Origin of the sequence: Thauera sp. 28 (assembly GCF_000310145.2) — a bacterium.
GTDB classification, from domain to species: Bacteria; Pseudomonadota; Gammaproteobacteria; order Burkholderiales; family Rhodocyclaceae; genus Thauera; species Thauera mechernichensis.
Window position 1 is genome coordinate 196,313 of record NZ_AMXA01000003.1, and the last position, 21,908, is coordinate 218,220.

General features: G+C 67.4%; 22 protein-coding genes and 1 tRNA gene. 8 read left to right on the plus strand and 15 right to left on the minus strand.

Features of this window, described 5'->3' with window-relative positions:
- Positions 1 to 22: 22 nt before the first annotated feature.
- From C662_RS04235 to C662_RS04255, 5 genes are all read left to right on the plus strand, one after another.
- On the plus strand, positions 23 to 796 hold the full coding sequence (locus C662_RS04235) for a glucose 1-dehydrogenase (protein ID WP_002925358.1): 774 nt from the start codon (positions 23 to 25) through the stop codon (positions 794 to 796).
- A 31-nt stretch (positions 797 to 827) separates the two neighbouring features.
- The gene (locus C662_RS04240) at positions 828 to 1,616 is read left to right on the plus strand and encodes a fumarylacetoacetate hydrolase family protein (RefSeq protein WP_002925360.1); all 789 of its coding nucleotides are present in this window, start codon (positions 828 to 830) and stop codon (positions 1,614 to 1,616) included.
- Between the two features lie 129 nt (positions 1,617 to 1,745).
- Positions 1,746 to 2,669, plus strand: coding sequence for an acetaldehyde dehydrogenase (acetylating) (locus C662_RS04245; RefSeq protein ID WP_002925362.1), 924 nt, complete (start codon positions 1,746 to 1,748; stop codon positions 2,667 to 2,669).
- A 27-nt stretch (positions 2,670 to 2,696) separates the two neighbouring features.
- A complete protein-coding gene (gene dmpG, locus C662_RS04250) occupies positions 2,697 to 3,722 on the plus strand; it encodes a 4-hydroxy-2-oxovalerate aldolase (RefSeq protein ID WP_002925365.1) in 1,026 nt (341 codons plus the stop codon).
- 19 nt (positions 3,723 to 3,741) lie between these two features.
- Positions 3,742 to 5,073 (plus strand): spinster family MFS transporter, encoded by a 1,332-nt coding sequence (locus tag C662_RS04255; protein WP_002925367.1) that lies wholly within the window; start codon positions 3,742 to 3,744, stop codon positions 5,071 to 5,073.
- A 4-nt stretch (positions 5,074 to 5,077) separates the two neighbouring features.
- Here the strand turns inward: C662_RS04255 and C662_RS04260 are convergent, their stop codons facing one another.
- Positions 5,078 to 5,782 carry a hypothetical protein gene (locus tag C662_RS04260; protein ID WP_002925369.1) on the minus strand — a complete coding sequence of 235 codons (705 nt, stop codon included), beginning with the start codon at positions 5,780 to 5,782 and terminating at the stop codon, positions 5,078 to 5,080.
- Between the two features lie 210 nt (positions 5,783 to 5,992).
- Positions 5,993 to 6,069: transfer RNA gene (locus tag C662_RS04265), tRNA-Arg, on the minus strand.
- 149 nt (positions 6,070 to 6,218) lie between these two features.
- Between C662_RS04265 and C662_RS04270 the strand changes: the two genes are divergently transcribed.
- Positions 6,219 to 6,668: a c-type cytochrome gene (locus C662_RS04270; RefSeq protein ID WP_002925370.1), complete on the plus strand. Its 450-nt coding sequence runs from the start codon at positions 6,219 to 6,221 to the stop codon at positions 6,666 to 6,668.
- A gap of 99 nt (positions 6,669 to 6,767) precedes the next feature.
- On the opposite strand, the gene C662_RS04275 is transcribed toward C662_RS04270, so the two are convergent.
- Positions 6,768 to 8,762: a UvrD-helicase domain-containing protein gene (locus tag C662_RS04275; protein WP_002925371.1), complete on the minus strand. Its 1,995-nt coding sequence runs from the start codon at positions 8,760 to 8,762 to the stop codon at positions 6,768 to 6,770.
- A 249-nt stretch (positions 8,763 to 9,011) separates the two neighbouring features.
- On the opposite strand from C662_RS04275, the gene C662_RS04280 reads away from it, so the two are divergent.
- Entirely contained in the window at positions 9,012 to 9,659 is a 648-nt protein-coding gene (locus C662_RS04280; RefSeq protein ID WP_002925372.1) for a pentapeptide repeat-containing protein, read from the plus strand.
- Positions 9,660 to 9,698: 39 nt separating this feature from the next.
- Here C662_RS04280 and C662_RS04285 read toward each other — a convergent pair whose 3' ends face one another.
- The 12 genes from C662_RS04285 to C662_RS04340 all read right to left on the minus strand — a co-directional run bounded on the left by C662_RS04285 (position 9,699) and on the right by C662_RS04340 (position 21,391).
- Positions 9,699 to 10,421, minus strand: a complete 723-nt coding sequence (locus tag C662_RS04285) for an SIMPL domain-containing protein (protein WP_002925373.1) — start codon at positions 10,419 to 10,421, stop codon at positions 9,699 to 9,701.
- Between the two features lie 2 nt (positions 10,422 to 10,423).
- Entirely contained in the window at positions 10,424 to 11,371 is a 948-nt protein-coding gene (gene lipA, locus C662_RS04290; RefSeq protein WP_002925374.1) for a lipoyl synthase, read from the minus strand.
- A gap of 72 nt (positions 11,372 to 11,443) precedes the next feature.
- Positions 11,444 to 12,103 carry a lipoyl(octanoyl) transferase LipB gene (gene lipB / locus C662_RS04295; RefSeq protein WP_002925375.1) on the minus strand — a complete coding sequence of 220 codons (660 nt, stop codon included), beginning with the start codon at positions 12,101 to 12,103 and terminating at the stop codon, positions 11,444 to 11,446.
- The gene (locus C662_RS04300) at positions 12,100 to 12,384 is read right to left on the minus strand and encodes a YbeD family protein (protein ID WP_002925378.1); all 285 of its coding nucleotides are present in this window, start codon (positions 12,382 to 12,384) and stop codon (positions 12,100 to 12,102) included. Before C662_RS04300 ends, lipB begins: the two co-directional genes overlap by 4 nt.
- The gene (locus C662_RS04305; RefSeq protein ID WP_002925380.1) at positions 12,377 to 13,237 is read right to left on the minus strand and encodes a D-amino acid aminotransferase; all 861 of its coding nucleotides are present in this window, start codon (positions 13,235 to 13,237) and stop codon (positions 12,377 to 12,379) included. Before C662_RS04305 ends, C662_RS04300 begins: the two co-directional genes overlap by 8 nt.
- A 32-nt stretch (positions 13,238 to 13,269) precedes the next feature.
- Positions 13,270 to 14,397, minus strand: coding sequence for a D-alanyl-D-alanine carboxypeptidase family protein (locus C662_RS04310; protein ID WP_002925385.1), 1,128 nt, complete (start codon positions 14,395 to 14,397; stop codon positions 13,270 to 13,272).
- Positions 14,398 to 14,570: 173 nt separating this feature from the next.
- Positions 14,571 to 15,695, minus strand: a complete 1,125-nt coding sequence (locus tag C662_RS04315) for a septal ring lytic transglycosylase RlpA family protein (RefSeq protein WP_002925387.1) — start codon at positions 15,693 to 15,695, stop codon at positions 14,571 to 14,573.
- Between the two features lie 15 nt (positions 15,696 to 15,710).
- A complete protein-coding gene (rodA, locus tag C662_RS04320; protein ID WP_002925390.1) occupies positions 15,711 to 16,853 on the minus strand; it encodes a rod shape-determining protein RodA in 1,143 nt (380 codons plus the stop codon).
- Positions 16,850 to 18,862, minus strand: coding sequence for a penicillin-binding protein 2 (mrdA, locus tag C662_RS04325; protein WP_002925393.1), 2,013 nt, complete (start codon positions 18,860 to 18,862; stop codon positions 16,850 to 16,852). Before mrdA ends, rodA begins: the two co-directional genes overlap by 4 nt.
- A gap of 12 nt (positions 18,863 to 18,874) precedes the next feature.
- Positions 18,875 to 19,396 (minus strand): rod shape-determining protein MreD, encoded by a 522-nt coding sequence (mreD, locus tag C662_RS04330; protein ID WP_002925394.1) that lies wholly within the window; start codon positions 19,394 to 19,396, stop codon positions 18,875 to 18,877.
- A 3-nt stretch (positions 19,397 to 19,399) separates the two neighbouring features.
- Positions 19,400 to 20,278: a rod shape-determining protein MreC gene (gene mreC / locus C662_RS04335; RefSeq protein WP_002925397.1), complete on the minus strand. Its 879-nt coding sequence runs from the start codon at positions 20,276 to 20,278 to the stop codon at positions 19,400 to 19,402.
- 69 nt (positions 20,279 to 20,347) lie between these two features.
- Positions 20,348 to 21,391: a rod shape-determining protein gene (locus C662_RS04340; RefSeq protein WP_002925399.1), complete on the minus strand. Its 1,044-nt coding sequence runs from the start codon at positions 21,389 to 21,391 to the stop codon at positions 20,348 to 20,350.
- A 166-nt stretch (positions 21,392 to 21,557) separates the two neighbouring features.
- On the opposite strand from C662_RS04340, the gene gatC reads away from it, so the two are divergent.
- Positions 21,558 to 21,845 carry an Asp-tRNA(Asn)/Glu-tRNA(Gln) amidotransferase subunit GatC gene (gene gatC / locus C662_RS04345; RefSeq protein ID WP_002925403.1) on the plus strand — a complete coding sequence of 96 codons (288 nt, stop codon included), beginning with the start codon at positions 21,558 to 21,560 and terminating at the stop codon, positions 21,843 to 21,845.
- Positions 21,846 to 21,908: the final 63 nt, after the last annotated feature.

Sequence of the window (21,908 nt, forward strand, 5' to 3'; positions counted from 1 at the left end):
CCTGCATAAAGGAACCTACTGCATGAGCATCATCCAACGCTTCAGCCTGGAAGGCCAGGTTGCGATCATCACCGGCGCCGGCCGCGGCATCGGCCGCGGCATTGCTCTGGCCTACGCCGAGGCCGGCGCGGACATCGTCTGCGCCGCGCGCACGCTGGCCGACGTCGAAGCGGTCGCCGCCGAGGTGCGCGCCCTCGGCCGTCGCGCCATTGCCGTCAGCTGCGACGTCACCGACCTGGCCCAGCTCGGCGGCGTGGTCGATGCCGCGCTCAAGGAATTCGGCCGCATCACCCACCTGGTCAACAACGCCGGCGGCTCGGGCCCGAACGACCCGCTGAAGATGTCCACCGACAAGTTCGAGGGGGTGTTCCGCTTCAACGTCAGCTCGGCCTACGAACTGACCCGCCTGTGCGTACCCCACATGCGCGCGGCCGGCGGCGGCAACATCGTCAATATCACCTCGGGTGCGGCGCGCTACGCCCAGCCCCACTTCAGCGCCTACGGCACGGCCAAGGCCGCGCTCACCCAGCTCACCCGCCTGCTGGCACAGGATTTTGCCCCGGTCGTGCGCATCAACGCGATTGCCCCCGGCCCGATCATGACCGCCGCGCTCGACCGTGCGCTGCCCGCCAACATGCGCGAAGGCATGATCAACAACACGCCGCTCAAGCGTCTCGGCGAAGTCGAGGACATCGCGGCCGCAGCACTCTACCTCGCAACCCCGGCCTCGGCCTGGGTGACCGGCAAGGTCATCGAAGTGGACGGCGGCGCCGAATCGAGCGTGTGGCCGGGCTGACCGCTCAGGCTCCCAGACCAGGAAACCGCTCATGGACCCGAACCTGATCCGCCAGCTCGGCGACGAGCTCTACGCAGCATTGCGCCAGGCGCGCACGCTCGTCCCGCTGACCGAACGCCACCCCGGGATCGGCATCGAGGACGCCTACCATGTCTCGCTGCACATGCTGTCGCGGCGTGAGGCCGACGGCGAACGCGTGATCGGCAAGAAGATCGGCGTGACCAGCAAGCCGGTGCAGGACATGCTGAACGTGCATCAGCCCGATTTCGGCTTCCTCACCGACGCCATGCAGCACGCAGACGGCGCGGCCATCGACATTGCCGCGACAGGCTTGATCCAGCCGCGCGCCGAGGGCGAGATCGCCTTCATGCTGAAGGCCGACCTGAAAGGCCCTGGCGTGACCCGCGACGCAGTGCTGGCCGCCACCGCCTGGGTCGCGCCCTGCTTCGAGATCGTCGATTCGCGCATCGACGACTGGCGGATCCGCATCCAGGACACGGTCGCCGACAACGCATCCTGCGGTGTCTTCGTGGTCGGCGAGACGCGGACCGACCCGCGTGAGCTCGACCTGGCGGCGGTGCGCATGCGCATGTCGCGCAATGGCGAACCCTGCGGCGAAGGCCTGGGGTCGGCCGTGCAGGGCCATCCGGCCGAAGCCGTGGCCTGGCTCGCGAACACCCTGGGCCAGTTCGGCATCCCTTTCCGCGCCGGAGAGCTGATCCTCTCGGGTTCGCTGGCGCCGCTGGTGCCGGCACGTGCCGGCGACCGCTTCGAGATGCAGATCGAAGGCCTCGGCGGCTGTTCGGTGAGCTTTCGCTAGCAGCGTGTTCCTCGCAGCCGCGCGGCGGGCATCCCTCCCTCCTCCGTCCGCCGCGCGCGCTGCACCTCTCAGCCAACGTCATGCCGAGCCGGACTGCAAGCGGCCGGCACACCCTACGGGACTGAACCCATGAACAAGATCAAATGCGCCCTGATCGGTCCGGGCAACATCGGTACCGACCTGCTGTACAAACTCAAGCGCAGTCCGGTGCTCGAGCCGGTGTGGATGGTCGGCATCGATGCCACCTCCGAAGGCCTGGCGCGTGCGCGCGAGCTCGGCCTCAAGACCACCGCCGAGGGCGTCGACGGCCTGCTGCCGCATGTGCTGGCCGACGGCGTGCAGATCGCCTTCGATGCCACCTCGGCCTATGTGCACGCCGAGAACAGCCGCAAGCTCAATGAACTGGGCGTGCTGATGATCGACCTCACCCCGGCGGCGATCGGCCCCTTCTGCGTGCCGCCGGTCAATCTGGTGGAACACGTCGGTAAGGGTGAAATGAACGTGAACATGGTCACCTGCGGCGGCCAGGCCACGATCCCGATGGTCGCGGCCGTCTCCCGCGTGCAGCCGGTGGCCTACGGCGAGATCGTCGCCACCGTGTCCTCCAAGTCGGCCGGCCCCGGCACGCGCAAGAACATCGACGAATTCACCCGCACCACCGCGGGCGCGGTCGAGAAGGTCGGCGGCGCGAAGCAGGGCAAGGCGATCATCATCCTCAACCCGGCCGAACCGCCCTTGATCATGCGCGACACGGTGCACTGCCTGACCGAGACCGAACCCGACCAGGCGGCGATCACCGAATCCATCCACGCCATGATCCGCGAGGTGCAGAAGTACGTGCCCGGCTACCGCCTGGTCAATGGCCCGGTGTTCGACGGCAAGCGCGTCTCGGTGTACCTCCAGGTCGAAGGCCTGGGCGACTACCTGCCCAAGTACGCCGGCAACCTCGACATCATGACCGCGGCCGGTGCGCGCACCGCCGAGATGTTCGCCGAGGAGATCCTGGCCGGTCGCCTCAAGCTTGAATCCAACCGCGCCACGATGGTGGCCTGAGCGCCCCGGCCACAAGGAGAGATGAACATGGAACTTCGCGGCAAGAAAGTCACCGTGCATGACATGACCCTGCGCGACGGCATGCACCCCAAGCGCCACCTGATGACGCTCGAGCAGATGAAGACCATCGCCTGCGGCCTGGACGAGGCGGGCATCCCGCTGATCGAGGTCACCCACGGCGACGGCCTGGGCGGCAGCTCGGTGAACTACGGCTTCCCGGCCCACAGCGACGAGGAGTACCTGTCCGCCGTGATCCCGCTGATGAAGCAGGCCAGGGTGTCGGCGCTGCTGCTGCCGGGCATCGGCACGGTCGATCACCTCAAGATGGCGCACGAACTGGGCGTCTCCACCATCCGCGTGGCCACCCACTGCACCGAGGCCGACGTCTCCGAGCAACACATCGGCTACGCCCGCAAGCTCGGCATGGACACCGTCGGCTTTCTGATGATGGCGCACATGAACAGCCCCGAAGGCCTGGTCAAGCAAGCCAAGCTGATGGAGAGCTACGGCGCCAACTGCATCTACGTCACCGACTCGGCCGGCCACCTGCTGCCCGACACGGTCAAGTCGCGTCTCAGTGCGGTGCGCAATGCGCTCAAGCCCGAGACCGAACTCGGCTTCCACGGCCACCACAACCTGGCCATGGGCGTGGCCAACAGCCTGGCCGCGCTCGAAGTCGGTGCCAGTCGCATCGACGCCGCGGCCGCTGGCCTGGGGGCCGGCGCGGGCAACACCCCGATGGAAGTGTTCATCGCGGTGTGCGACCTGATGGGGATCGAGACCGGCGTGGATGTGTTCAAGATCCAGGACGTGGCCGAGGACCTGGTGGTGCCGATCATGGACTTCCCGATCCGCATCGACCGCGATGCGCTCACGCTGGGCTACGCCGGCGTGTATGGCTCCTTCCTGCTGTTCGCCAAGCGCGCCGAGAAGAAGTACGGCGTGCCCGCGCGCGAGATCCTGGTCGAGATGGGCCGACGCGGCATGGTCGGCGGCCAGGAAGACATGATCGAGGATACGGCGCTCAACCTGGCGCGCGCACGACAGGCATAGCGCGGAGTCCGCAACGGCCATGCACGACACGTCCCCGTCTGCGCCCGCCCCCTTGTCCGCGTGGCGCACGCATGGCCTGCTGTTCCTGCTCGCCTTCCTGTACGCCGACAACTTCATCGGCCGCCAGATCGTCGCGGTGATGATCGAGCCGATCCGGCTCGAGTTCGGCGCCAGCGACACCTCCATGGGCCTGATCTCCGGCCTCGCCTTTGCCGCCGTGTTCGCAGTGCTGGGCCTGCCGGCGGGGCGTCTTGCCGACCGCATGTCGCGCACCCGCCTGCTCGCCCTGTCCAGCCTGTGCTGGGGCGTCGCCACCATCCTGTGCGCGCTGTCGGGCAACTTCGTGCTGCTGGTCGCCGCCAGGATGCTGGTGGCGGCGGTCGAGGCCCCCGCCGCACCGGCCGCCCTGTCGCTGATCGCGGATCTGTACCCGCCGCAGCGCCGCGCCTTCGCCATCAGCTGCTTCACCGCCGCCCCCACCTTCGCCGCCATCCTGGCGCTGAGCCTCGGCGCCTGGCTGGTTGACCAGTACGGCTGGCGCACGACCTTCGTCATCGTCGGCACCCCAGCCTTGCTGATCTCTGCCCTGCTTGCCTTCGGTGCGCGCGAACCGGTGCGCGGGGCCTGGGACGGCAGCGCCCGGGTCGAACTCTCCACCAGCCTGCTGGCCACCGTCGGGCAGCTGTGGGCGAACAGGCCGGTACGCTACCTGATCCTCGCCGGTGCGGTGGCAACCCTGGGCGGCAACGCGTTCGGCATGTGGAATGCAAGTTTCCTGGTGCGCTCGCACGGCCTGGAGCTGCGCCACGCAGGGCTGCTGACCGGACTGATCGGCGGCACCGCCGCCGGCCTCGGCGTGCTGTTCAGCGGCTGGCTGACCGACCACCTGGGCAAGCGCGACGCGCGCTGGCGCTTCCGCATCCCGCTCGTCGGCCATGTCGTCGGCATTGCTACGCTCGCCGCCTACCTGAGCTGGCCGACGGACGTGCTGACCTCGATCGCAGGCGTGCCGGTTCCCACGGCGATGCTGTGGTGCGGTATCAACGGCTTCTTCATGGTGTGGTGGCTGGGGCCGTCCTTCAGCATGCTGACAAGCCTGGTCGCCCCGGCCAACCGCGCCGTGGCGATGGCCCTGCAGACCATGCTCAGCACCCTGTGCGGCGTCGGCCTGGGCCCGGTGCTCACCGGCGCCCTAAGCGACCTGCTGCAGCCGGCCTTCGGTGTCGAGTCGCTGCGTTACGCGATGTTCCTGAGCTGCACCGCCACCAGCGTGGCGATCGTGCTGTTCCTGGTCATGCGCGCAGCGCTGCTGCGCGAGCAGCCTGCGCAGGCCGTCATGACGACGGCCTGACAGCCTACACGGCCAGATCGTCGAAGGCCGCGTACACGGCCTTCAGCCAGCTCTTGACGCGCTGGCGCTCGAGCATGCCCAAGGCATCATCGCCCGCACGCCGGTTCATCGCCGCCCAGAAGCTGGCATCCTGGCGATCGATCTTGCGCATGCTGGCTTCGTGCAGTTCCGGCAGGTTGATCACACGGGCCCCCATGGCTTGTGCGGCAGCAAGCTCGGCCGATGCGTCGAGCTGGGAAAAGTCGCTTCCACGGCCATGGTTCTTGACCACCACATAGCGCGGACCTTCGCCGTAGGTGTCGAGCAGCGCGCCCAGCAGGTCGACAGAATCCTTGCCGGCATCGGCCAGGTGCCAGAAGTTGACCTGCACGCCGAGCTCGGCAAGCAGTTCCAGCAGTTCGGACGTCTTGATCCAGCGCGCCAGCGGTGCGGCCGTCTGTGCTGCAAGATCGACAATCACGCTGTGGCCGATGCCCTCTTCTGGTGCGTCCTCGAACGGCAGCGCGATCTGGTCCAGCCCCTCGTAGCGGTCCACCACCACGGGGGCGGCATAGTCGGCGTAGAAACGGGCGAAGGTAGTGTGCGAGCGATCGGTATCGAAGCCGGTGAAGGGCCGGCCCTTGTCGATGTAGTACTGGGCCAGGGCGCGAGCAACAACCGACTTGCCCACGCCGCCCTTTTCGCCGCCGATGAAGTTGAGGGAACGCATTGTGTGTCCTGAGTGAATTACGCGGTGCTCCGCTTGCTGGCAAAGGCGCCATGCCAACGGCTACAAGCAACGATCGGGCCACAAGGAGAGCATCGCAAGGATGGGGCAGCGAAGCGACTTCAGCCCCACGCGCACAGGACACGATTTCCGTACGGATCAACACAAAGCAAAATGGGCCAGGTCCGTTAAGACCTGACCCATTGAATTCTCTGGCGCGCCCGAGACGATTCGAACGTCCGACCCCTGCCTTCGGAGGGCAGTACTCTATCCAGCTGAGCTACGGGCGCGCGGTGTGCGTGGAAAGACGTCCACGCAAGGCCGGGAAGCATAGCCGCGTTTGCAGGCAAAGTCCATGCCGCACTGCCACAATGGTTTTTACACAGCTATAATCGCGGCTTTAGATCTCGTCTTGCGCCACCAGTCAAAGGACCCAAGCATGTCGAACCAACGCAACCAGCGCCCCGTCCGCCTCGCAATGCCTGTCGTCGCCATGGTCGCAGCCGCGCTGCTGGCGGGCTGTGGCAAGCAGAGCTCCGTCGATCCGGAGCTCACGGCGACCCTGATCCAGCCCGTCGCCCGCGTCGAGATCCAGGCGGTCACGATTACCCCGGGGACGCGGACCGGCGAGCAGATCTACAAGTCGATCTGCGCAGCCTGCCACGACTCGGGCGCCGTGGGCGCACCGAAGACGGGTGACGCCGCTGGCTGGAGCGATCGTCTCGGCCTGGGCTTCGAGGGCCTGACCGCCTCGGCCATCGCCGGCAAGGGTGCGATGCCCGCACGCGGCGGCGGCAGCGACCTGACCGATACCGAAGTCGCACGCGCAGTGGCCTATCTGGCCAACACGGTCGGCGCCGGCTACACCGAGCCGCCGGTCGAGCAGTAAGACCCGCAGCGGCACCCGACTCGGGACACGCACCGCAGCAACTGAAAGGGCAGCCTCGCGCTGCCCTTTTTTGTGGCTGTCACTGCGCGCGCAGCCGGTTCAGGCCTTGCCGTCGCGGTTCTCGAACATCGCCATCAGGTTGGCCAGCCGCGCCTTTCCCTCTTCTTTCGACACCGGCTGGGCGGTCTTGCGGTCGTTCATCTTGATGTCGCCGCCCATCTCCGCGATGAAGCGGCTCGGCTCGCAAGGGCGGAACTCCTTGCCCGACTTGCGCCGCTCGCACCAGGTGATGTTGAGGCTGCGCTGGGCGCGGGTGATGCCCACATACATGAGCCGGCGCTCTTCCTCGACCTTGTCCTCGTCGATGCTGCTCTGGTGGGGCAGCAGGCCTTCCTCGACGCCAACCAGGAAGACGTGGGGGAACTCCAGGCCCTTGGAGGCGTGAAGGGTGGCCATCTGGACGCCGTCGAAGTCGGGGTCTTCCTTGTCGAGCATGGACATCAGCGCGATGGTCTGGGTGAGCTCGAGCAGGTTCTTGCCGTCCTCCTCACCCTTGCGGCCCAGCCAGCCGACGAAGTCGCGCACGTTGCTCCACTTGGATTCGGCCTCGCGCGTGTCGCAGTGCTCGAACAGCCAGGCCTCGTAGCGGATGGCGGCCAACAAGTCTTCGAGCAATTGCGCCGCGGGCTCGCGCGGGGCACGGTACTGCAGGCGGTTGATGTAGGCCGCAAACTCCTGCACACCCTGCAGTTGCTTGGCGTTGAGGTGCTGGGTCAGCCCTTCCTCGAACACTGCGGCGAACAGGCTGGACTGGCGATGCCCGGCATAGGCGCCGAGCGCTTCGATGGTGGCGGCACCGATGCCACGGCGCGGGGTGGTGATGGCGCGGATGAAGGCGAGGTCGTCGTCTTCATTGACCAGCAGGCGCAGCCAGGCGATCAGGTCGCGGATCTCGGCCTTGTCGAAGAAGCTCTGCCCGCCCGACATCACATAGGGGATACGGTGGTTGCGCAACTGCTGCTCGATGATGCGCGCCTGATGGTTGCCACGGTAGAGGATGGCGTAGTCCTTGAAGCGGGTGCGGTGCTCGAACTTGTGCGCGGTGATCTTGGTCGCCACCCATTCGGCCTCGTGCTCGGCGTCGCGGCAGTTGGTGACGACGATCTGCTCGCCCTGGCCGTGCTCGGACCACAGGCGCTTGTCGAAGAGCTTCTCGTTGTTGGCGATGACGGTGTTGGCGGCCTCGAGGATGCGGCGCGAGGAGCGGTAGTTCTGCTCCAGCTTGATGACCCTGAGCTTGGGATAGTCCTGCTGCAGCAGCTTCAGGTTCTCCACATCCGCGCCGCGCCAGGCGTAGATGGCCTGGTCGTCGTCGCCGACCGCGGTGAAGGCGCCGCGCACGCCTGACAGCAACCTCAGCAGCCGGTACTGGGCACGGTTGGTGTCCTGGTATTCGTCCACGAGCAGATAGCGCAGCTTGTTCTGCCAGCGCTCGCGCACCTCGGGGTGCTCGTCGAACAGGCGCACCGGCAGCGAGATGAGGTCGTCGAAGTCCACTGCCTGGTAGGCGCGCAGGGTGCGCTCGTATTCCTTGTAGAGCTTGGCGGCGACCGAAGCGATCTCGCTGTCGGCGAGCTGCGCCGCCTCCTCGGGCGTGATCATCGCGTTCTTCCACGACGAGATCTGCCACTGCATCTGCTTGGCGATGCCCTTGTCGTTATCGCCGGCAACGTCCGACACGATCTGCACGGTGTCCGAAGCATCGAGGATGGAGAACTGCGGCTTCAGCCCGCAGTGCTTCGCCTCCTGGCGGATGATGCGCACACCGAGCGCGTGGAAGGTGCATACCGTGAGCCCGCCCGGCGCCCGCCCGCCCATGATGTGGGCGACGCGTTCCTGCATCTCCTTGGCGGCCTTGTTGGTGAAGGTGATGGCAGCGATGTTGGACGGGTTGAGCCCGCACTCGTTGATCAGATGCGCGATCTTGTGCGTGATCACCCGCGTCTTGCCACTGCCGGCGCCGGCCAGCACCAGGCAGGGGCCGTCGAGATAGCGGATCGCTTCGCGCTGGGGCGCGTTGAGGAGGGCGGACATCGTGGCGGCACGGCAAAAAACGAAGCCACCCGGGCGGGTGGCGGAGGCCAATTCTAGCCGATCGCACCCGCCAGGAGCGCCATCGTTACAGATCGAGCGGGACGATCACGTCAAACAGGCACCAAACCTCGGCCAGCCACGCGCCCGGGTCGACAAACGGCTTGTCGAACCCGCATGATCCCGTACTGTCGTACCCAGGGCGGCGTTCCGCTGCCATCGACAGCCCTCCATCATCACCAGCCACTGCCCATGCCCACGACCCGCGCCGTGCTGTTCGCTGCCCTCTCCGCAGCGGCCCTGCTCACCCTGCCACCGCCCGCCGAAGCCCAGCGCGCCGGCAACGTCGGTGGCTGCGACATCCGCCGCGGCACCCTGTGCACCAACATGAACCTGAACGGCGCCGAGCTACCCGGGGTGAATCTCGCCAACTCGCAGTTCACCCGATCGGACCTGTCAGGTGCCAACCTGCGCGGCGCCACGCTCAACGAGGCGAACTTCTCGCAGGCCGAGATGGGCGCGATCGCCCTCGACGGGGCCTCGATGCTGCGCACCAACCTGCGCGGCGCCCGCCTGGGCGATGCCAGCCTCAAGGAGGCGAACCTGCGCAACGCCATCCTGCAGAACGCCGATCTACACGGTGTGGACTTCAGCGCGGCGCAGCTTGGTGGCGCCGACCTGACCAATGCCCGGGCGGAGGGCGCCCGCTTCGACGGCGCCGACCTGCAGCGCGCCAACCTGCGCGCGGCCAAGCTGTCGGGCGCGTCTTTCGCAGGCGCCAACCTGCAGGGCGCCAACTTCACCCGCGCCCAGCTCACCAACGCCGACCTGAGCGGGGCCAACATCGAGCAGGCGATCTTCCTCAACGCCCAGACCGACGGCTGCAAGGGTTGCCCGTGAGCAAGCGAGGAACGACCACCGCGCTGAGCGGGGGACAACTCAGTCGAGCGTGAACTCGAAGGTGCTGACCACGCGCAAACGCTTGCCGATGGTGCGCGAGCTGTCCATCTCCGAGCCATCGTCGTCGAGGATGCGGATCGTGCCCTGGTTGGCACTGCGCAAGGCACCGAGCCTTGCACCAGCGTCAGCGGCAAACTTGCGTGCCTGTTCGCGGGCGCTGAGGGTGGCTTCCTCGAGCAGCATCGGCTTGACGTCGTTGAAGCCGCGCAGCTGATACAGCGGCGCGCCGTCGCCGCCTTCTCCGCCAAGCTGGATGCCGGCCTCGATGAGCGGATCGACCCGGTTCGACGACGCCGCCACCAGGTCTACGCGCGCCGACTTGACCACCACCTGTCCGCGGCCGTTGAAGCGCAGGGCAACCTGATCGGGACCATACTCGCGCGCGAGCAGGTCCTGCACCTGCAGGGGGCGGGCGTCGATCTCGTCGTCGGTGAAACCCTGCGCGCGCAGGAAGGCGAGCACGCGCTCACGATCGGCGGTGAGTGCCTGTTGCACGCGTCCGAAGTCGTTGTCGGCGCGGCGGAAGGCGAGGGTCCACACCGCAAAGTCGCTCTTGACGTCGCGCTCGGCGAGACCCTTCACGGTGATGGTGCGCTCGGCCATGCGAAAGCGCTCGATGCCCTTTGCCACCTGCATGCCGGCAAAGCCGATGCCGATGGCCAGGATCAGCGCCGGGAGGACCCCGATCCGGCTGTCGGCCATGATTACACCACGCCTGCGCCGTGCGCCTGCTGGTCGGCCCAGTAGCTCGAACGCACCATCGGACCGCAGGCGGCGTTCTTGAAGCCCATCTTCAGCGCTTCGGTTTCGAACATCTTGAAGGTGTCCGGATGCACGTAGCGCAGCACCGGCAGGTGGCCACCGGAGGGTTGCAGGTACTGGCCTATGGTGAGCATCTCGACGTCGTGGGCGCGCATGTCGCGCATGACCTCGAGGATCTCGTCGTCGGTCTCGCCCAGGCCCACCATGAGCCCGGACTTGGTCGGCACCTCGGGATGACGGGCCTTGAACTCCTTGAGCAGCTTGAGCGAGTAGGCGTAGTCCGAGCCGGGGCGCGCCTGCTTGTAGAGGCGCGGCACGGTCTCGAGGTTGTGGTTCATGACGTCGGGCGGGGCGGCGTCGAAGATGTCGAGTGCGATCTCCATGCGGCCGCGGAAGTCCGGCACCAGCACCTCGATGGTGGTCTTGGGCGACACCGCACGCGTCTCGCGGATGCAGTCCACGAAGTGCTGGGCGCCGCCGTCGCGCAGGTCGTCGCGGTCCACCGAGGTGATGACGACGTAGTTCAGGCGCATCGCGGCGATGGTGCGGGCCAGGTCGATCGGCTCGTTCGGATTGAGCGGGTCGGGACGGCCGTGGCCGACGTCGCAGAACGGGCAGCGCCGCGTACAGATGTCGCCCATGATCATGAAGGTGGCCGTGCCCTTGCCGAAGCATTCATGGATGTTCGGGCACGAGGCTTCCTCGCATACCGTATGGAGCTTGTGCTCGCGCAGCGTCTCCTTGATCTCGTTGAAGCGCTCGGCTTCCTGGCCGGCACCGAGCTTGATGCGGATCCAGTCGGGCTTCTTGAGGCGTTCGGCGGGGACGATCTTGATCGGGATGCGGGCGGTCTTGTCTGCGCCGCGCTGCTTGCGCACTGGGGTTTCCATGGTCGCTGTTCTCTGTAGGTTCGGCGTGGGACGCGCTGGGGGAGCGGGGGATTATGAACCGGAGCGCGTCGCTTAGACAGCCTGCTCGGCGCGATGTGCAGTATCGGTGGCGCCAGCGGTATCCGCCAACGGCGGCAGCAGACGCTGCAGATGAGCGAGCAGGACTTCGCCGACCTCCTCCACGCTGGCCTCGATGCCGAAATCGCGCATGCGGATCGTCTTGAGGCCTTCGTAGCCGCAAGGGTTGATCCAGCCGAAGGGGGCGAGGTCGGCATCGACGTTGATGGCGAGGCCGTGGTAACTGCAGCCGTTCCTGACCCGCAGGCCAAGCGCGGCGATCTTGTCGCCTGCGACGTACACACCGGGCGCACCGTCCTTGCGCTCGGCATGCAAGCCATAACCGGCCAGGGTGTCGATGATGGCCTGCTCCATCAGGTGCACCAGTTCGCGCACCTTGAGCCGGCGCCGGTGCAGGTCCAGCAACAGGTAGGCTACCAGCTGGCCGGGACCGTGGTAGGTGATCTGCCCGCCGCGGTCGATGTGTACCAGCGGGATGGCGGCCGGATTCTGCAGCAGATGCTCGGGCTTGCCCGCCTGGCCCAGGGTGTACACCGGCGGGTGCTGCAACAGCCAGATCTCGTCGGGGGTGTCGGCGCCGCGTTCGGCGGTGAACACGCGCATGGCCTCGAGCGCCGGCGCGTACTCCACCAGGCCGAGGCGCTTGACGATCACAGCACCACCTTGACCATCGGGTGCGAGGTGAGCTCGCGGTACAGGGCGTCGACCTGCGCCTGGGACACGGCACGGAAGGTGCAGGTCACGGCCAGGTAGTTGCCCTTGCTCGAGGGCCGCATCTCGGCACCTGCGGGGTCGAAGTCGGGCGCATGGCGCAGCACGACATCGGTGACCGCCTGGGCAAAGCCATCCACGCGCACACCCATCACCTTGATGGGGAAGCTGCAGGGGTATTCGATCAGGGTCTGGCGCGTCTGCGCGCCGGGAGCGTCAGCCATTTCGCATCACCGTAAGCTTGAAATCCTGGTACCAGGCGTACATCTGGCGGCCCATCGGGCCAGGCTCGCCGCTGCCCACCGGGCGGCCGTCGAGCGTGGTGATGGGCAGCACCTCCTTGGTGGAGGAGGTCATCCACAACTCGTCGGCGCTGCGCACCTCGGCTTCAAGCACCTCGCGCACCTCATGCCGCATGCCGCGGCTGCGGGCGAGTTCGAGCACCACGTCGTAGGTGATGCCGGGCAGCATGAGGTGGCTCTTGGGCGGCACCAGCAGCACACCGTCCTTGCACACGAAGATGCTGGAGGCGGCACCTTCGGTGAGGAAACTGTCGCGGAACAGCACGGTCTCCGCGCAGCCGTTGTCGATCGCGTGCTGGCGCAGCAGACAGTTGGCCAGCATCGATACGGTCTTGAGGTCGCAGCGCAGCCAGCGGATGTCGGCCGCGCTCACCGCCGCGACACCGCGCGCGAGCTGCTCGGCGCCCGGCGTGACCAGCGGCTCGCTCATCAGGAAGACAGTGGGCTGGACTTCGGGGCCGGGGAAGGCGTGGTTGCGCTTGCTGTCGGCGCCGCGCGTCACCTGCAGGTAGACCGACTGGTCCTCCCACGGGTTGCGGGCGACGATCTCGCCGATGATCGCCTTCCAAGCCTGTGCCGTATGGGGGTTGTTCAGCCGCATCGCCGCCAGCGTGCTGGCCAGGCGGGCGACGTGCTCATCGACGCGGAAGGGCCGCCGCGAGTACACCGGGATGACCTCGTAGGCGCCATCGCCGAACAGGAAGCCGCGGTCCATCGGCGACACACGCGCCTCGGCAAGCGGGAGGTACTGGCCATTGACGAAAGCAGTCACCATCGTGGGGTCTCCAACTGAGAGGCTCGCGCCGATCACAGGCGCTTGAACAACATCACGATCGCATCCCACAGGCGGCCGAAGAAACCGGCCACCGGCACGTCCTGGAGGGCAAGCACAGGGTACTGGCCGATCTGCTCGCCATCGATCCGCAGCGACAGCACGCCCACCTCCTGGCCCTTCTCGATCGGCGCGACGAGCGGCTGGCGGCTCTCCAGCGTGACCTGGATCTTGTCGGCCGATTCCTTGGGCAGCGACATCACGAAGTCGGTGGTGAAGCCCACCGGCAGCTCGTTCACCTTGCCCTTCCAGACGCGGAACTGCGACAGCGCCTCCTCGGCCTTGTAGAGCTTGACCGTGTCGTAGAACTGGAAGCCGAAATTGAGCAGCTTGAGCGACTCCTGCGCGCGCACGGTGTCCGAGGCGGCGCCGAGCACGACCGCCACCAGGCGGCGGGGGCCGCGCTCGGCAGTGGACACCAGGCAGTAGCCGGCCGTGCTGGTGTGGCCGGTCTTCATGCCATCGACGGTGGGGTCCATGTACAGCAGGCGGTTGCGGTTGGGCTGGCGGATGTTGTTGTAGGTGAACTCCTTCATCGAGTACAGGCTGAAGTACTCGGGGAAGTCGCGGATGATCGCGCTCGCCAGCAGGGCAAGGTCGTTGGCGGTGGTGTAGAGCTGCGGATCGGGCAGGCCGGTGGAGTTGGTAAAGTTGGTGTTGCGCATGCCCAGGCGCTGGGCCTCGCGATTCATGAGCGCCGCGAAGGCCTCCTCGCTGCCGGCGATCAGCTCGGAGATGGCGACGCAGGCGTCGTTGCCCGACTGCACGATGATGCCCTTGATCAGCTCATCGACCGTGACCTCCTTGCGCGGCTCGATGAACATGCGCGAGCCCTCCATGCGCCATGCACGCTCGGACACCGGCACCACCTGGTCGGCGCTGATCGTGCCCGCCTTGAGCGCCGAGAAGGTGAGATAGGCCGTCATCAGCTTGGTGAGCGAGGCCGGCTCGATGCGGGTGTCCGCATCTTTGGCGACCAGGGTCTGGCCGGTGGCGTGGTCCGCCAGGACCCAGGCATTGGCGGCCAGCACCGGCGGCGGCACGGACTGCGCAAGTGCAGTCAACGAAAACAGCGAGACAAGAACGGCGATCAGAAAACGCATGACGAAACCCGGGGAATGGAAGAAGGAAGACGCGGGGCGGCACGAGCGGCTCGGCGCGGGGCCCTGTCGGCCCCACTGGCTGGCTGGCCCCGGCGCAGCGGCCCAATTATAGGCGCCGGTCGATGACAGACCCAAAACGAAAGGCTTTGTTGCATCCCGCCTGCCGCGCTGGCTCAGCGCACCACCACGAAGGGCTTGAGCTTGAGCAGGCTGCCCATGCGCTCGGCGGCGCTGCGTGCCGCATCGACCGACTCGTAGGGACCGGCATGGAGCCGGAAGCGTTCGCCGTCGGCGAGCAGCTCGAAGCGCTCGGCCAGCGCCGCCGCCCTGCCCTGCACGGTGTCGCGGAAACCCTCGGCGTTGGCGTAGGACGCGAAGGCGCCGAGCTGCAGGAAGATGCCGCCGCTGGCCGATGCGATGGGCGGCACCAGCCCGCCGGCGCCATCGGCCGTTGCGAGTGCGGCGGACGTCGGCGCCGGCGCTGTGCTGCCCTGCATGTCGACCGCTGACGCGGCCGGCGCGGGCAGGGGCTCGAGCGCACGTGCGGCCAGCGCCGGTTCGCCGGCAGCGACCACGCCCTCGTCGGCGCGCGCAGCGAGCGGCGGTACCGGCCGCGTGCTCGCCACCAGGGGAGCCTCGTCGGGCAGGATCTGCTCGACCTCCACCTGCGCGCTGCCGGCGTTGATATAGCCCAGACGGTGGGCAGCAGCGTACGACAGGTCGATGACACGGCCGCGCAGGAAGGGGCCGCGGTCATTGACCCGCACCACCACCGAACGCCCGTTGTCGAGATGGGTGACGCGCACGTAGCTCGGGATCGGCAGCGTCGGGTGCGCAGCCGTCATGGCGTACATGTCGTAGGGCTCGCCGCTCGAGGTCGGCCGGCCGTGGAAGCGCCGCCCGTACCAGCTCGCGTGGCCACGCTGGCGGAAAGGGCGCACTTCGGTCACCGGCACGAAGCTCTGCCCCATCACGTGGTAAGGCCTGTTGGCAAAGCGGTGCAGAGGCTCCGCGCGAGGCTCGGCATCGGGGATGTTGTCGAGGTCGTCGGGCAACACGTCGTCGGGACCGTCGTCCAGGTAATAGCCCCCGCCACGCGTCGCGCGCGCCGGTGCTGGCGCGCGCGCAGCCGGCTGCGTCGTCGGCGCGCTGGCGACCGGTTCGTCGCCCTGCCTGGGGGTCGAACCGCAACCGGAGAGCAGGCCGGCGAACAGGGCCAGGCAAAACGACAGGGGCAGGAGCCGGCTGCCGGCAGCGCGCGCGGCACCGGCAGGGGAGGTCGAAGGCGTCGGATTCATCTTTCCGTCCGAAGGTCAGGTCTTGTCTGCAAAGCGGCTGCGCTGGATGCTCATCAGGATACCGATGCCCAGACAGAGCGTGACCAGTGCAGTTCCGCCATAACTGATGAAGGGCAGTGGCACGCCCACTACGGGCAGGATGCCGCTGACCATGCCCATGTTCACGAAGGCGTAGGTAAACAGGATCATCGTGATTGCGCCGGCCAGCAGCCGCGTCGCATGGGTCGGCGCGTTGGCAGCAATGTGAAAGCCGCGCAGCAGCATGAGCACGTACACGACGAGCAGGGCCACCGCACCGATCAGGCCGAACTCCTCGGCGAGCACGGCGAAGATGAAGTCGGTGTGGCGCTCGGGCAGGAAGGCAAGGTGGGTCTGGGTGCCATCCATCCATCCCTTGCCCATGAGGCCGCCCGAGCCGATCGCGATCGTCGACTGGATGATGTGGAAGCCCTTGCCGAGCGGGTCGCGGGTGGGGTCGAGCAGGGTGCACACGCGCTGCTTCTGGTACTCGCGCAGCACCTGCCAGTCCACTTCGGGCTGGCACAGCGTGTCGCCGAAGGCGACGATCGAGCCCAGGCCGATCACGCCGGCGACCACCAACGGAATGATCAGCTTCCACGACAGCCCGGCGAAGAAGATCACGAAAATACCCGAGGCCGCCACCAGCAGGCTGGTACCCAGGTCGGGCTGGATCACGATCAGCGCCACGGGGACCACGAGCAATGCCGCCGCGACGAAAAAATCCAGCGCCCGCGTCTGGGCCTCGCGCTGCTGGAAGAACCAGGCCAGCATCAACGGCATGGCGATCTTCATCAGTTCCGAGGGCTGGATACGTGCCACGCCCAGGTCCAGCCAGCGCTGCGCACCCTTCGACACCTCGCCGAACAGCTCCACCGCGATCAGCAGCAACACGCCCAGCACGTAGAGTGGCACCGCCAGCGCGAGCAGGCGCTGCGGCTTGAGCAGCGCCAACGCCCACATGCCCAGCAGCGCGATGGCGAAATGGGTGAGTTGCGAATCGACACGCTCGGGCGAGGCGCTCTGCATCAGGATGTGGGCGCTCGCCAGCAGCACGGCGAGCAGCACCAGCAGCACCGGGTCGAGCGGGCGAACGGCGGCGCGCAGCAGCGCGAACGGATTGAAGCGGGTCTCGTTCATCGCGTCACCCTCGTCGGCTGCCCAGGCACCAATGCTGCCTGCGGCACGGCGGGCGCAGCAGGTTCGCGCGGCGGCGGATCACCCTCGCCGGTACGCGCCGGCGCTGTGCCATTGGCCGCATCCTCGGACTCGGTGGCGTTGTCGTCTTCCGCTGCAGGCGCACCTGCGCGCTGGTCGAGCAGGTAGTAGTCGATCACCTGGCGGGCAATGGGTGCAGCCGACTGCGAGCCGAAGCCGCCGTTCTCGACCAGCACGGCAAGCGCGATCTTGGGGTTCTCGGCGGGCGCGTAGGCGACGAACCAGGAGTGGTCGCGCAGGCGCTCGCGCACGTTCTTCTCGACATAGCGCTGGCCGCGCAGCGAGAACACCTGGGCGGTACCGGTCTTGCCGCCAACGCTGTAGGGCGCACCCTGGAAGGCCCGCCGCCCGGTGCCGCTCTTGTTTACATCCACCATGGCGTCCAGCACGGCCTTGAGATGCGCCTGCTTGAGCGGGATCTCACGCAGCGGCTCGGGCTCGATCGCCCGCCGCTCGCCGGTACGCGAATCGACCACGTACTTGACCACGTGCGGGCGGAACAGCTTGCCGTCATTGACCAGGGCTGCCATCGCGTTGGCGAGCTGCAGCGGCGTGAAGGCGTTGTAGCCCTGGCCGATGCCGACCGAGATGGTCTCGCCCGCGTACCAGCGCTGTTGCTCGGGCTTGCGGAAGCGGTTGCGCTTCCATTCCGGGGACGGCAGCACACCGATGGCTTCGCCCGGCAGGTCGATGCCGGTGCGATCACCGAAGCCGAAGGGCGCCATGAAGCTGGCGATGCCCTCGATGCCGAGCTCGTTGGCGAGCTGGTAGTAGTAGGTGTTGCACGACACCACGATCGACTTGTGCAGGTCGACCATGCCGTGGCCGCCGATCTTGTCATCCATGAAGCGATGGCCGCCGAAGTTGAAATAACCGACGTCGTGGATTGCCTGCCTCGCCGTGCGCTTGCCGGTTTCCAGCCCGGCCAGCGCCATGAAGGGCTTGAAGGTGGAGCCTGGCGGATAGGTGGAGTAGATGGCGCGGTGCAGCAGGGGATGGTCGGGCGACTCGTTGAGCGCGCGCCAGTCCTGCGTGGAGATGCCATCGACGAAGAGGTTGGGGTCGTAGGTCGGCATCGATACCAGGGCGAGCACGCCGCCGGTGGAGGGCTCGATCGCCACCAGCGCACCGCGGCGGTCGCCGAAGGCAGTCTCGGCCACCCGCTGCAACTCGATGTCCAGGGTAAGCTCGAGATCGTTGCCCGAACTGGCCGGGGTGTGGGACAGCGCGCGCACCGCACGCCCGCTGGCGTTGACTTCGACCTGCTCGACGCCGGTGGTGCCATGCAGTTCGGCCTCGTAGGACTGTTCCAGGCCGGCCTTGCCGATGTGCAGGGTGCCGCGATAGTTGGCGGTCTGGCCGCGCTCCTCGATGCGCTCGACGTCGCGCTCGTTGATGCGGCCGATGTAGCCCACCACATGCGCCGCGGTCGTGCCCTGGGGGTAGTCGCGCAGCAGGCGGGCACGCACATCCACCCCGGGCAGGCGGTAGCGCTGCGACACCACACGCGCCACCTCCTCGTCGGTGAGCCGGCTGCGCACCGGCACGCTCTCGAAGTTGCGACTCTCCTCGAACAGCTTGCGGAAGCGGCGCAGGTCGCGGGGCTCGATCGGCACCAGGGTGGAAAGCTCGGCCAGCGTCCCCTCGAGGTCGCGCACCTCGGAAGGCATGATCTCCAGGGTGTAGGTGGCGTAGTTGCGCGCCAGCACGACGCCGTTGCGGTCGACAATGGTGCCGCGGTGCGGCACCACCGGCAGCAGCGCGATGCGGTTGTCTTCGGCGCGGGTCAGGAAGTAGTCGTGACGCTGGACCTGCAGGAAGTGGAAGCGTGCCGCGAGCAGGCCGAGGCAGATGAGGACGAACACGGCCGCCACCACTACACGCAGCCTGAAGCGGGCAAGATCGGCGGCCGGTGTGCGAAACTCGGTCATCGGCGCCCCGCCTCAGATGGGGCGATTGTCATCGCGCTCCACCGGCTGGTATTGCGGCAGCAGCAGCAGGAAGGACAGCGGCGCCCACAGCAGCGCACTGCTGAAGCTCGACAGGAAATAGGACCAGCCGGGGAACTCCCCTCCCGCCAGCAGGCGTACCGCCATCATCAGGAGCTGCGCCAGCAGCAGCAGGGGCAGCACATGCAGCGCCTGCTGCCACGACGGGAACCACAGCACGCGGCGCGCCAGGGTGTTGGCAAGGTAGGCGAGCACCACGTAGGCCAGCGCATGCTGGCCCATGGCCGCGCCCAGGCCGACATCGACCAGCAGGCCAAACACGAAGCCCACGCCCATGCCGATGCGCAGCGGCTCGCGCACGCACCAGAAGGCGAGCACCAGCGCCACCCAGTCGGGCAGGCCGGGGGTGCGGCCAGTCGGGATGTATTCGAGGCCCAGTGCCGCGAACAGGCTCAGGTAAACGAACCAGAGCTTGACCGGCAGCAGGATGCGGCTGGAGCGGTTGGTCGGCTGCATGGCTCAGCGCCTCCCTTCGGGCTCGGAGGCCGGGGGCGGAGGCGGATACGCCGCACGCCCCACCACCAGCACCTGCACACTGCGCTCGATGGCGGCGAGCGGTTCGCAGTCGATGCGGGCAAAGGCATCGGCCTCGCGATTGACGCTGAGCACCTTCGCCACCGGCAGGCCCGGCACATAGACGCCGTCCAGGCCGGACGTCACCAGCTGGTCGCCGGGCTGAATATCGACGTCGGCCAGCACATGACGCATCTCCAGGCTGCCGCGACCGGTGCCGTAGAGCACGCCGCGCACGCCGTTGCGCACCACGCTCACCGGAATCGACTGGCGACGGTCGGTGAGCAGCGTCACCTCGGACTGGATCGGATGCACACGCGTGACCTGCCCGATGACGCCCTGGGCATCGACCACCGCCAGCCCCGGCTCCACGCCCTGCTGCGCGCCGCGATCGAGGATGACCTTGCGTGCGAAGGGGTCGGGCGCGTTGTAGAGGATGTCGGCGGCGACGCTGCGTACGGCGATGCGCTGCGACATCTCGAGCAGGCCGCGCAGCTCGGCGTTCTCGCGCTCGAGATGGTCGAAGCGCAACAGGCGCTCACCGACGTCGAGCTGGTGGCGGCGCAGCTCGGCGTTCTCGAGCTGGACGTCGATCAGGGTGCCGAAGTAGCGCGCGGCATTGCGCACCACGTCGGCCGGCGTGGAAGCCGCCATCTGCAGCGGATAGGTGATCACCGACAGGCCGTTGCGCACCACCTCGAGGTAGCGGAAGCGCAGGTCGGCCACCAGCAGCACCAGGCACAAGGCGACGAACATGAACAGGCGCGCCAGGGGGGCCAGGCCGCGCTTGAAGATCGGAGGAGGCTGATGGCCGACGAAAGACATCCGCTAGAAACCAGGGCCGTCAGGTTGAGGCGCGAAGCCGGGCCCCGGCGCGCAGGCCGGGGCGGGGCATCACTCGGAGGTGAAGATGGAAGCGAGCTGGTCCATCTTGTCGAGCGCCATGCCGCAGCCGCGGGCGACGCAGGTCAGCGGCTCCTCGGCCACGACCACCGGCAGGCCGGTCTCTTCCATCAGCAGGCGGTCGAGGTCGCGCACCAAGGCGCCGCCGCCGGTGAGCATCATGCCGCGCTCGGCGATGTCGGCACCCAGTTCGGGCGGGGTCTGCTCGAGGCCGATCTTGACCGCGGACACGATCTGGTTCATCGGCTCGGTGAGCGCCTCGAGGATCTCGTTGGACGAGATGGTGAAGCTGCGCGGAATGCCCTCGGCCAGGTTGCGGCCCTTGACCTCCATCTCGCGCACCTCGGAACCGGGGAAGGCGGAGCCGATTTCCTTCTTGATGTTCTCGGCGGTGGTCTCGCCGATGAGCATGCCGTAGTTGCGGCGGATGTAATTGACGATGGCTTCGTCGAACTTGTCGCCACCGACACGCACACTGCCTGCATAGACCATGCCGCCGAGCGAGATCACGCCGACCTCGGTGGTGCCGCCACCGATGTCGACCACCATCGAGCCGGTGGCGTCCGACACCGGCAGGCCGGCGCCGATCGCCGCCGCCATGGGCTCCTCGATCAGGAATACCTGCGAGGCGCCGGCCGCCAGGGCCGCGTCGCGGATCGCGCGGCGCTCGACCTGGGTCGAACCGCAGGGCACGCAGATGATGATGCGCGGACTGGGCGACAGCAGGCGCGAGTCGTGCACCTTCTTGATGAACTGCTTGATCATCTGCTCGGTGACGACGAAATCGGCGATCACGCCGTCCTTCATCGGCCGGATGGCAGTGATGTTGCCGGGCGTCTTGCCGAGCATGAGCTTGGCCTGGTGACCGACCGCCTGGATGGAGCGCTTGGCGTTGGGCCCGCCCTCGGTGCGGATCGCCACCACCGAGGGTTCGTCGAGGACGATGCCCTTGCCGCGCACGTAGATCAGGGTGTTGGCGGTGCCGAGATCGATCGCGAGATCGTTGGAGAAGTAGGAGCGGAGAAAACCGAACATGAATGGTTCCGAAACCGGTGGAGTGGTCGAGCCGCGTGCCGCATCGCCTGAATCCCGCAGCAACACGAAACCCCGCCCGTGCTGCAATGCAGTGCAGCCCCAGGCGGGGCAAAGATGATTATGATAACCTACAAACCTTTGTGGATTCAGCAGGTTTTGTTACCTCATGTCGCTGTCCAATGATCAAGTCGGGCACATCGCCCGCCTCGCGCGCATCGCGCTCTCCGACGCCGAACTGGACGCCACCCGTGCCAAGCTGAACGGGATCTTCGAGCTCATCGAGCAGATGCAGGCGGTCGACACCAAAGGGGTCGAGCCGATGAGCCATCCGCAGGAGCTCGCCACCCGCCTGCGCCCCGACCTCGTCACCGAGCCAGACCGCCGCGACGCCTTCCAGAAGGTCGCACCGCAGACCGAAGCCGGCCTCTATCTGGTGCCGAAAGTCATCGAATGACCCGCCCCGCGGTCCTGCCCCCGTCGTTGGCCGCCACCGCGGCATCCACCTGCCCGCCCAGAC

Bases quoted from the DNA above. Each gene is read 5' to 3' on its own strand.
- C662_RS04235 (WP_002925358.1), top strand. From the start codon at position 23: ATGAGCATCATCCAACGCTTCAGCCTGGAAGGCCAGGTTGCGATCATC.
- C662_RS04240 (WP_002925360.1), top strand. From the start codon at position 828: ATGGACCCGAACCTGATCCGCCAGCTCGGCGACGAGCTCTACGCAGCA.
- C662_RS04245 (WP_002925362.1), top strand. From the start codon at position 1,746: ATGAACAAGATCAAATGCGCCCTGATCGGTCCGGGCAACATCGGTACC.
- dmpG (WP_002925365.1), top strand. From the start codon at position 2,697: ATGGAACTTCGCGGCAAGAAAGTCACCGTGCATGACATGACCCTGCGC.
- C662_RS04255 (WP_002925367.1), top strand. From the start codon at position 3,742: ATGCACGACACGTCCCCGTCTGCGCCCGCCCCCTTGTCCGCGTGGCGC.
- C662_RS04260 (WP_002925369.1), bottom strand. From the start codon at position 5,782: ATGCGTTCCCTCAACTTCATCGGCGGCGAAAAGGGCGGCGTGGGCAAG.
- C662_RS04270 (WP_002925370.1), top strand. From the start codon at position 6,219: ATGTCGAACCAACGCAACCAGCGCCCCGTCCGCCTCGCAATGCCTGTC.
- C662_RS04275 (WP_002925371.1), bottom strand. From the start codon at position 8,762: ATGTCCGCCCTCCTCAACGCGCCCCAGCGCGAAGCGATCCGCTATCTC.
- C662_RS04280 (WP_002925372.1), top strand. From the start codon at position 9,012: ATGCCCACGACCCGCGCCGTGCTGTTCGCTGCCCTCTCCGCAGCGGCC.
- C662_RS04285 (WP_002925373.1), bottom strand. From the start codon at position 10,421: ATGGCCGACAGCCGGATCGGGGTCCTCCCGGCGCTGATCCTGGCCATC.
- lipA (WP_002925374.1), bottom strand. From the start codon at position 11,371: ATGGAAACCCCAGTGCGCAAGCAGCGCGGCGCAGACAAGACCGCCCGC.
- C662_RS04300 (WP_002925378.1), bottom strand. From the start codon at position 12,384: ATGGCTGACGCTCCCGGCGCGCAGACGCGCCAGACCCTGATCGAATAC.
- C662_RS04305 (WP_002925380.1), bottom strand. From the start codon at position 13,237: ATGGTGACTGCTTTCGTCAATGGCCAGTACCTCCCGCTTGCCGAGGCG.
- C662_RS04310 (WP_002925385.1), bottom strand. From the start codon at position 14,397: ATGCGTTTTCTGATCGCCGTTCTTGTCTCGCTGTTTTCGTTGACTGCA.
- C662_RS04315 (WP_002925387.1), bottom strand. From the start codon at position 15,695: ATGAATCCGACGCCTTCGACCTCCCCTGCCGGTGCCGCGCGCGCTGCC.
- rodA (WP_002925390.1), bottom strand. From the start codon at position 16,853: ATGAACGAGACCCGCTTCAATCCGTTCGCGCTGCTGCGCGCCGCCGTT.
- mrdA (WP_002925393.1), bottom strand. From the start codon at position 18,862: ATGACCGAGTTTCGCACACCGGCCGCCGATCTTGCCCGCTTCAGGCTG.
- mreD (WP_002925394.1), bottom strand. From the start codon at position 19,396: ATGCAGCCGACCAACCGCTCCAGCCGCATCCTGCTGCCGGTCAAGCTC.
- mreC (WP_002925397.1), bottom strand. From the start codon at position 20,278: ATGTCTTTCGTCGGCCATCAGCCTCCTCCGATCTTCAAGCGCGGCCTG.
- C662_RS04340 (WP_002925399.1), bottom strand. From the start codon at position 21,391: ATGTTCGGTTTTCTCCGCTCCTACTTCTCCAACGATCTCGCGATCGAT.
- gatC (WP_002925403.1), top strand. From the start codon at position 21,558: ATGTCGCTGTCCAATGATCAAGTCGGGCACATCGCCCGCCTCGCGCGC.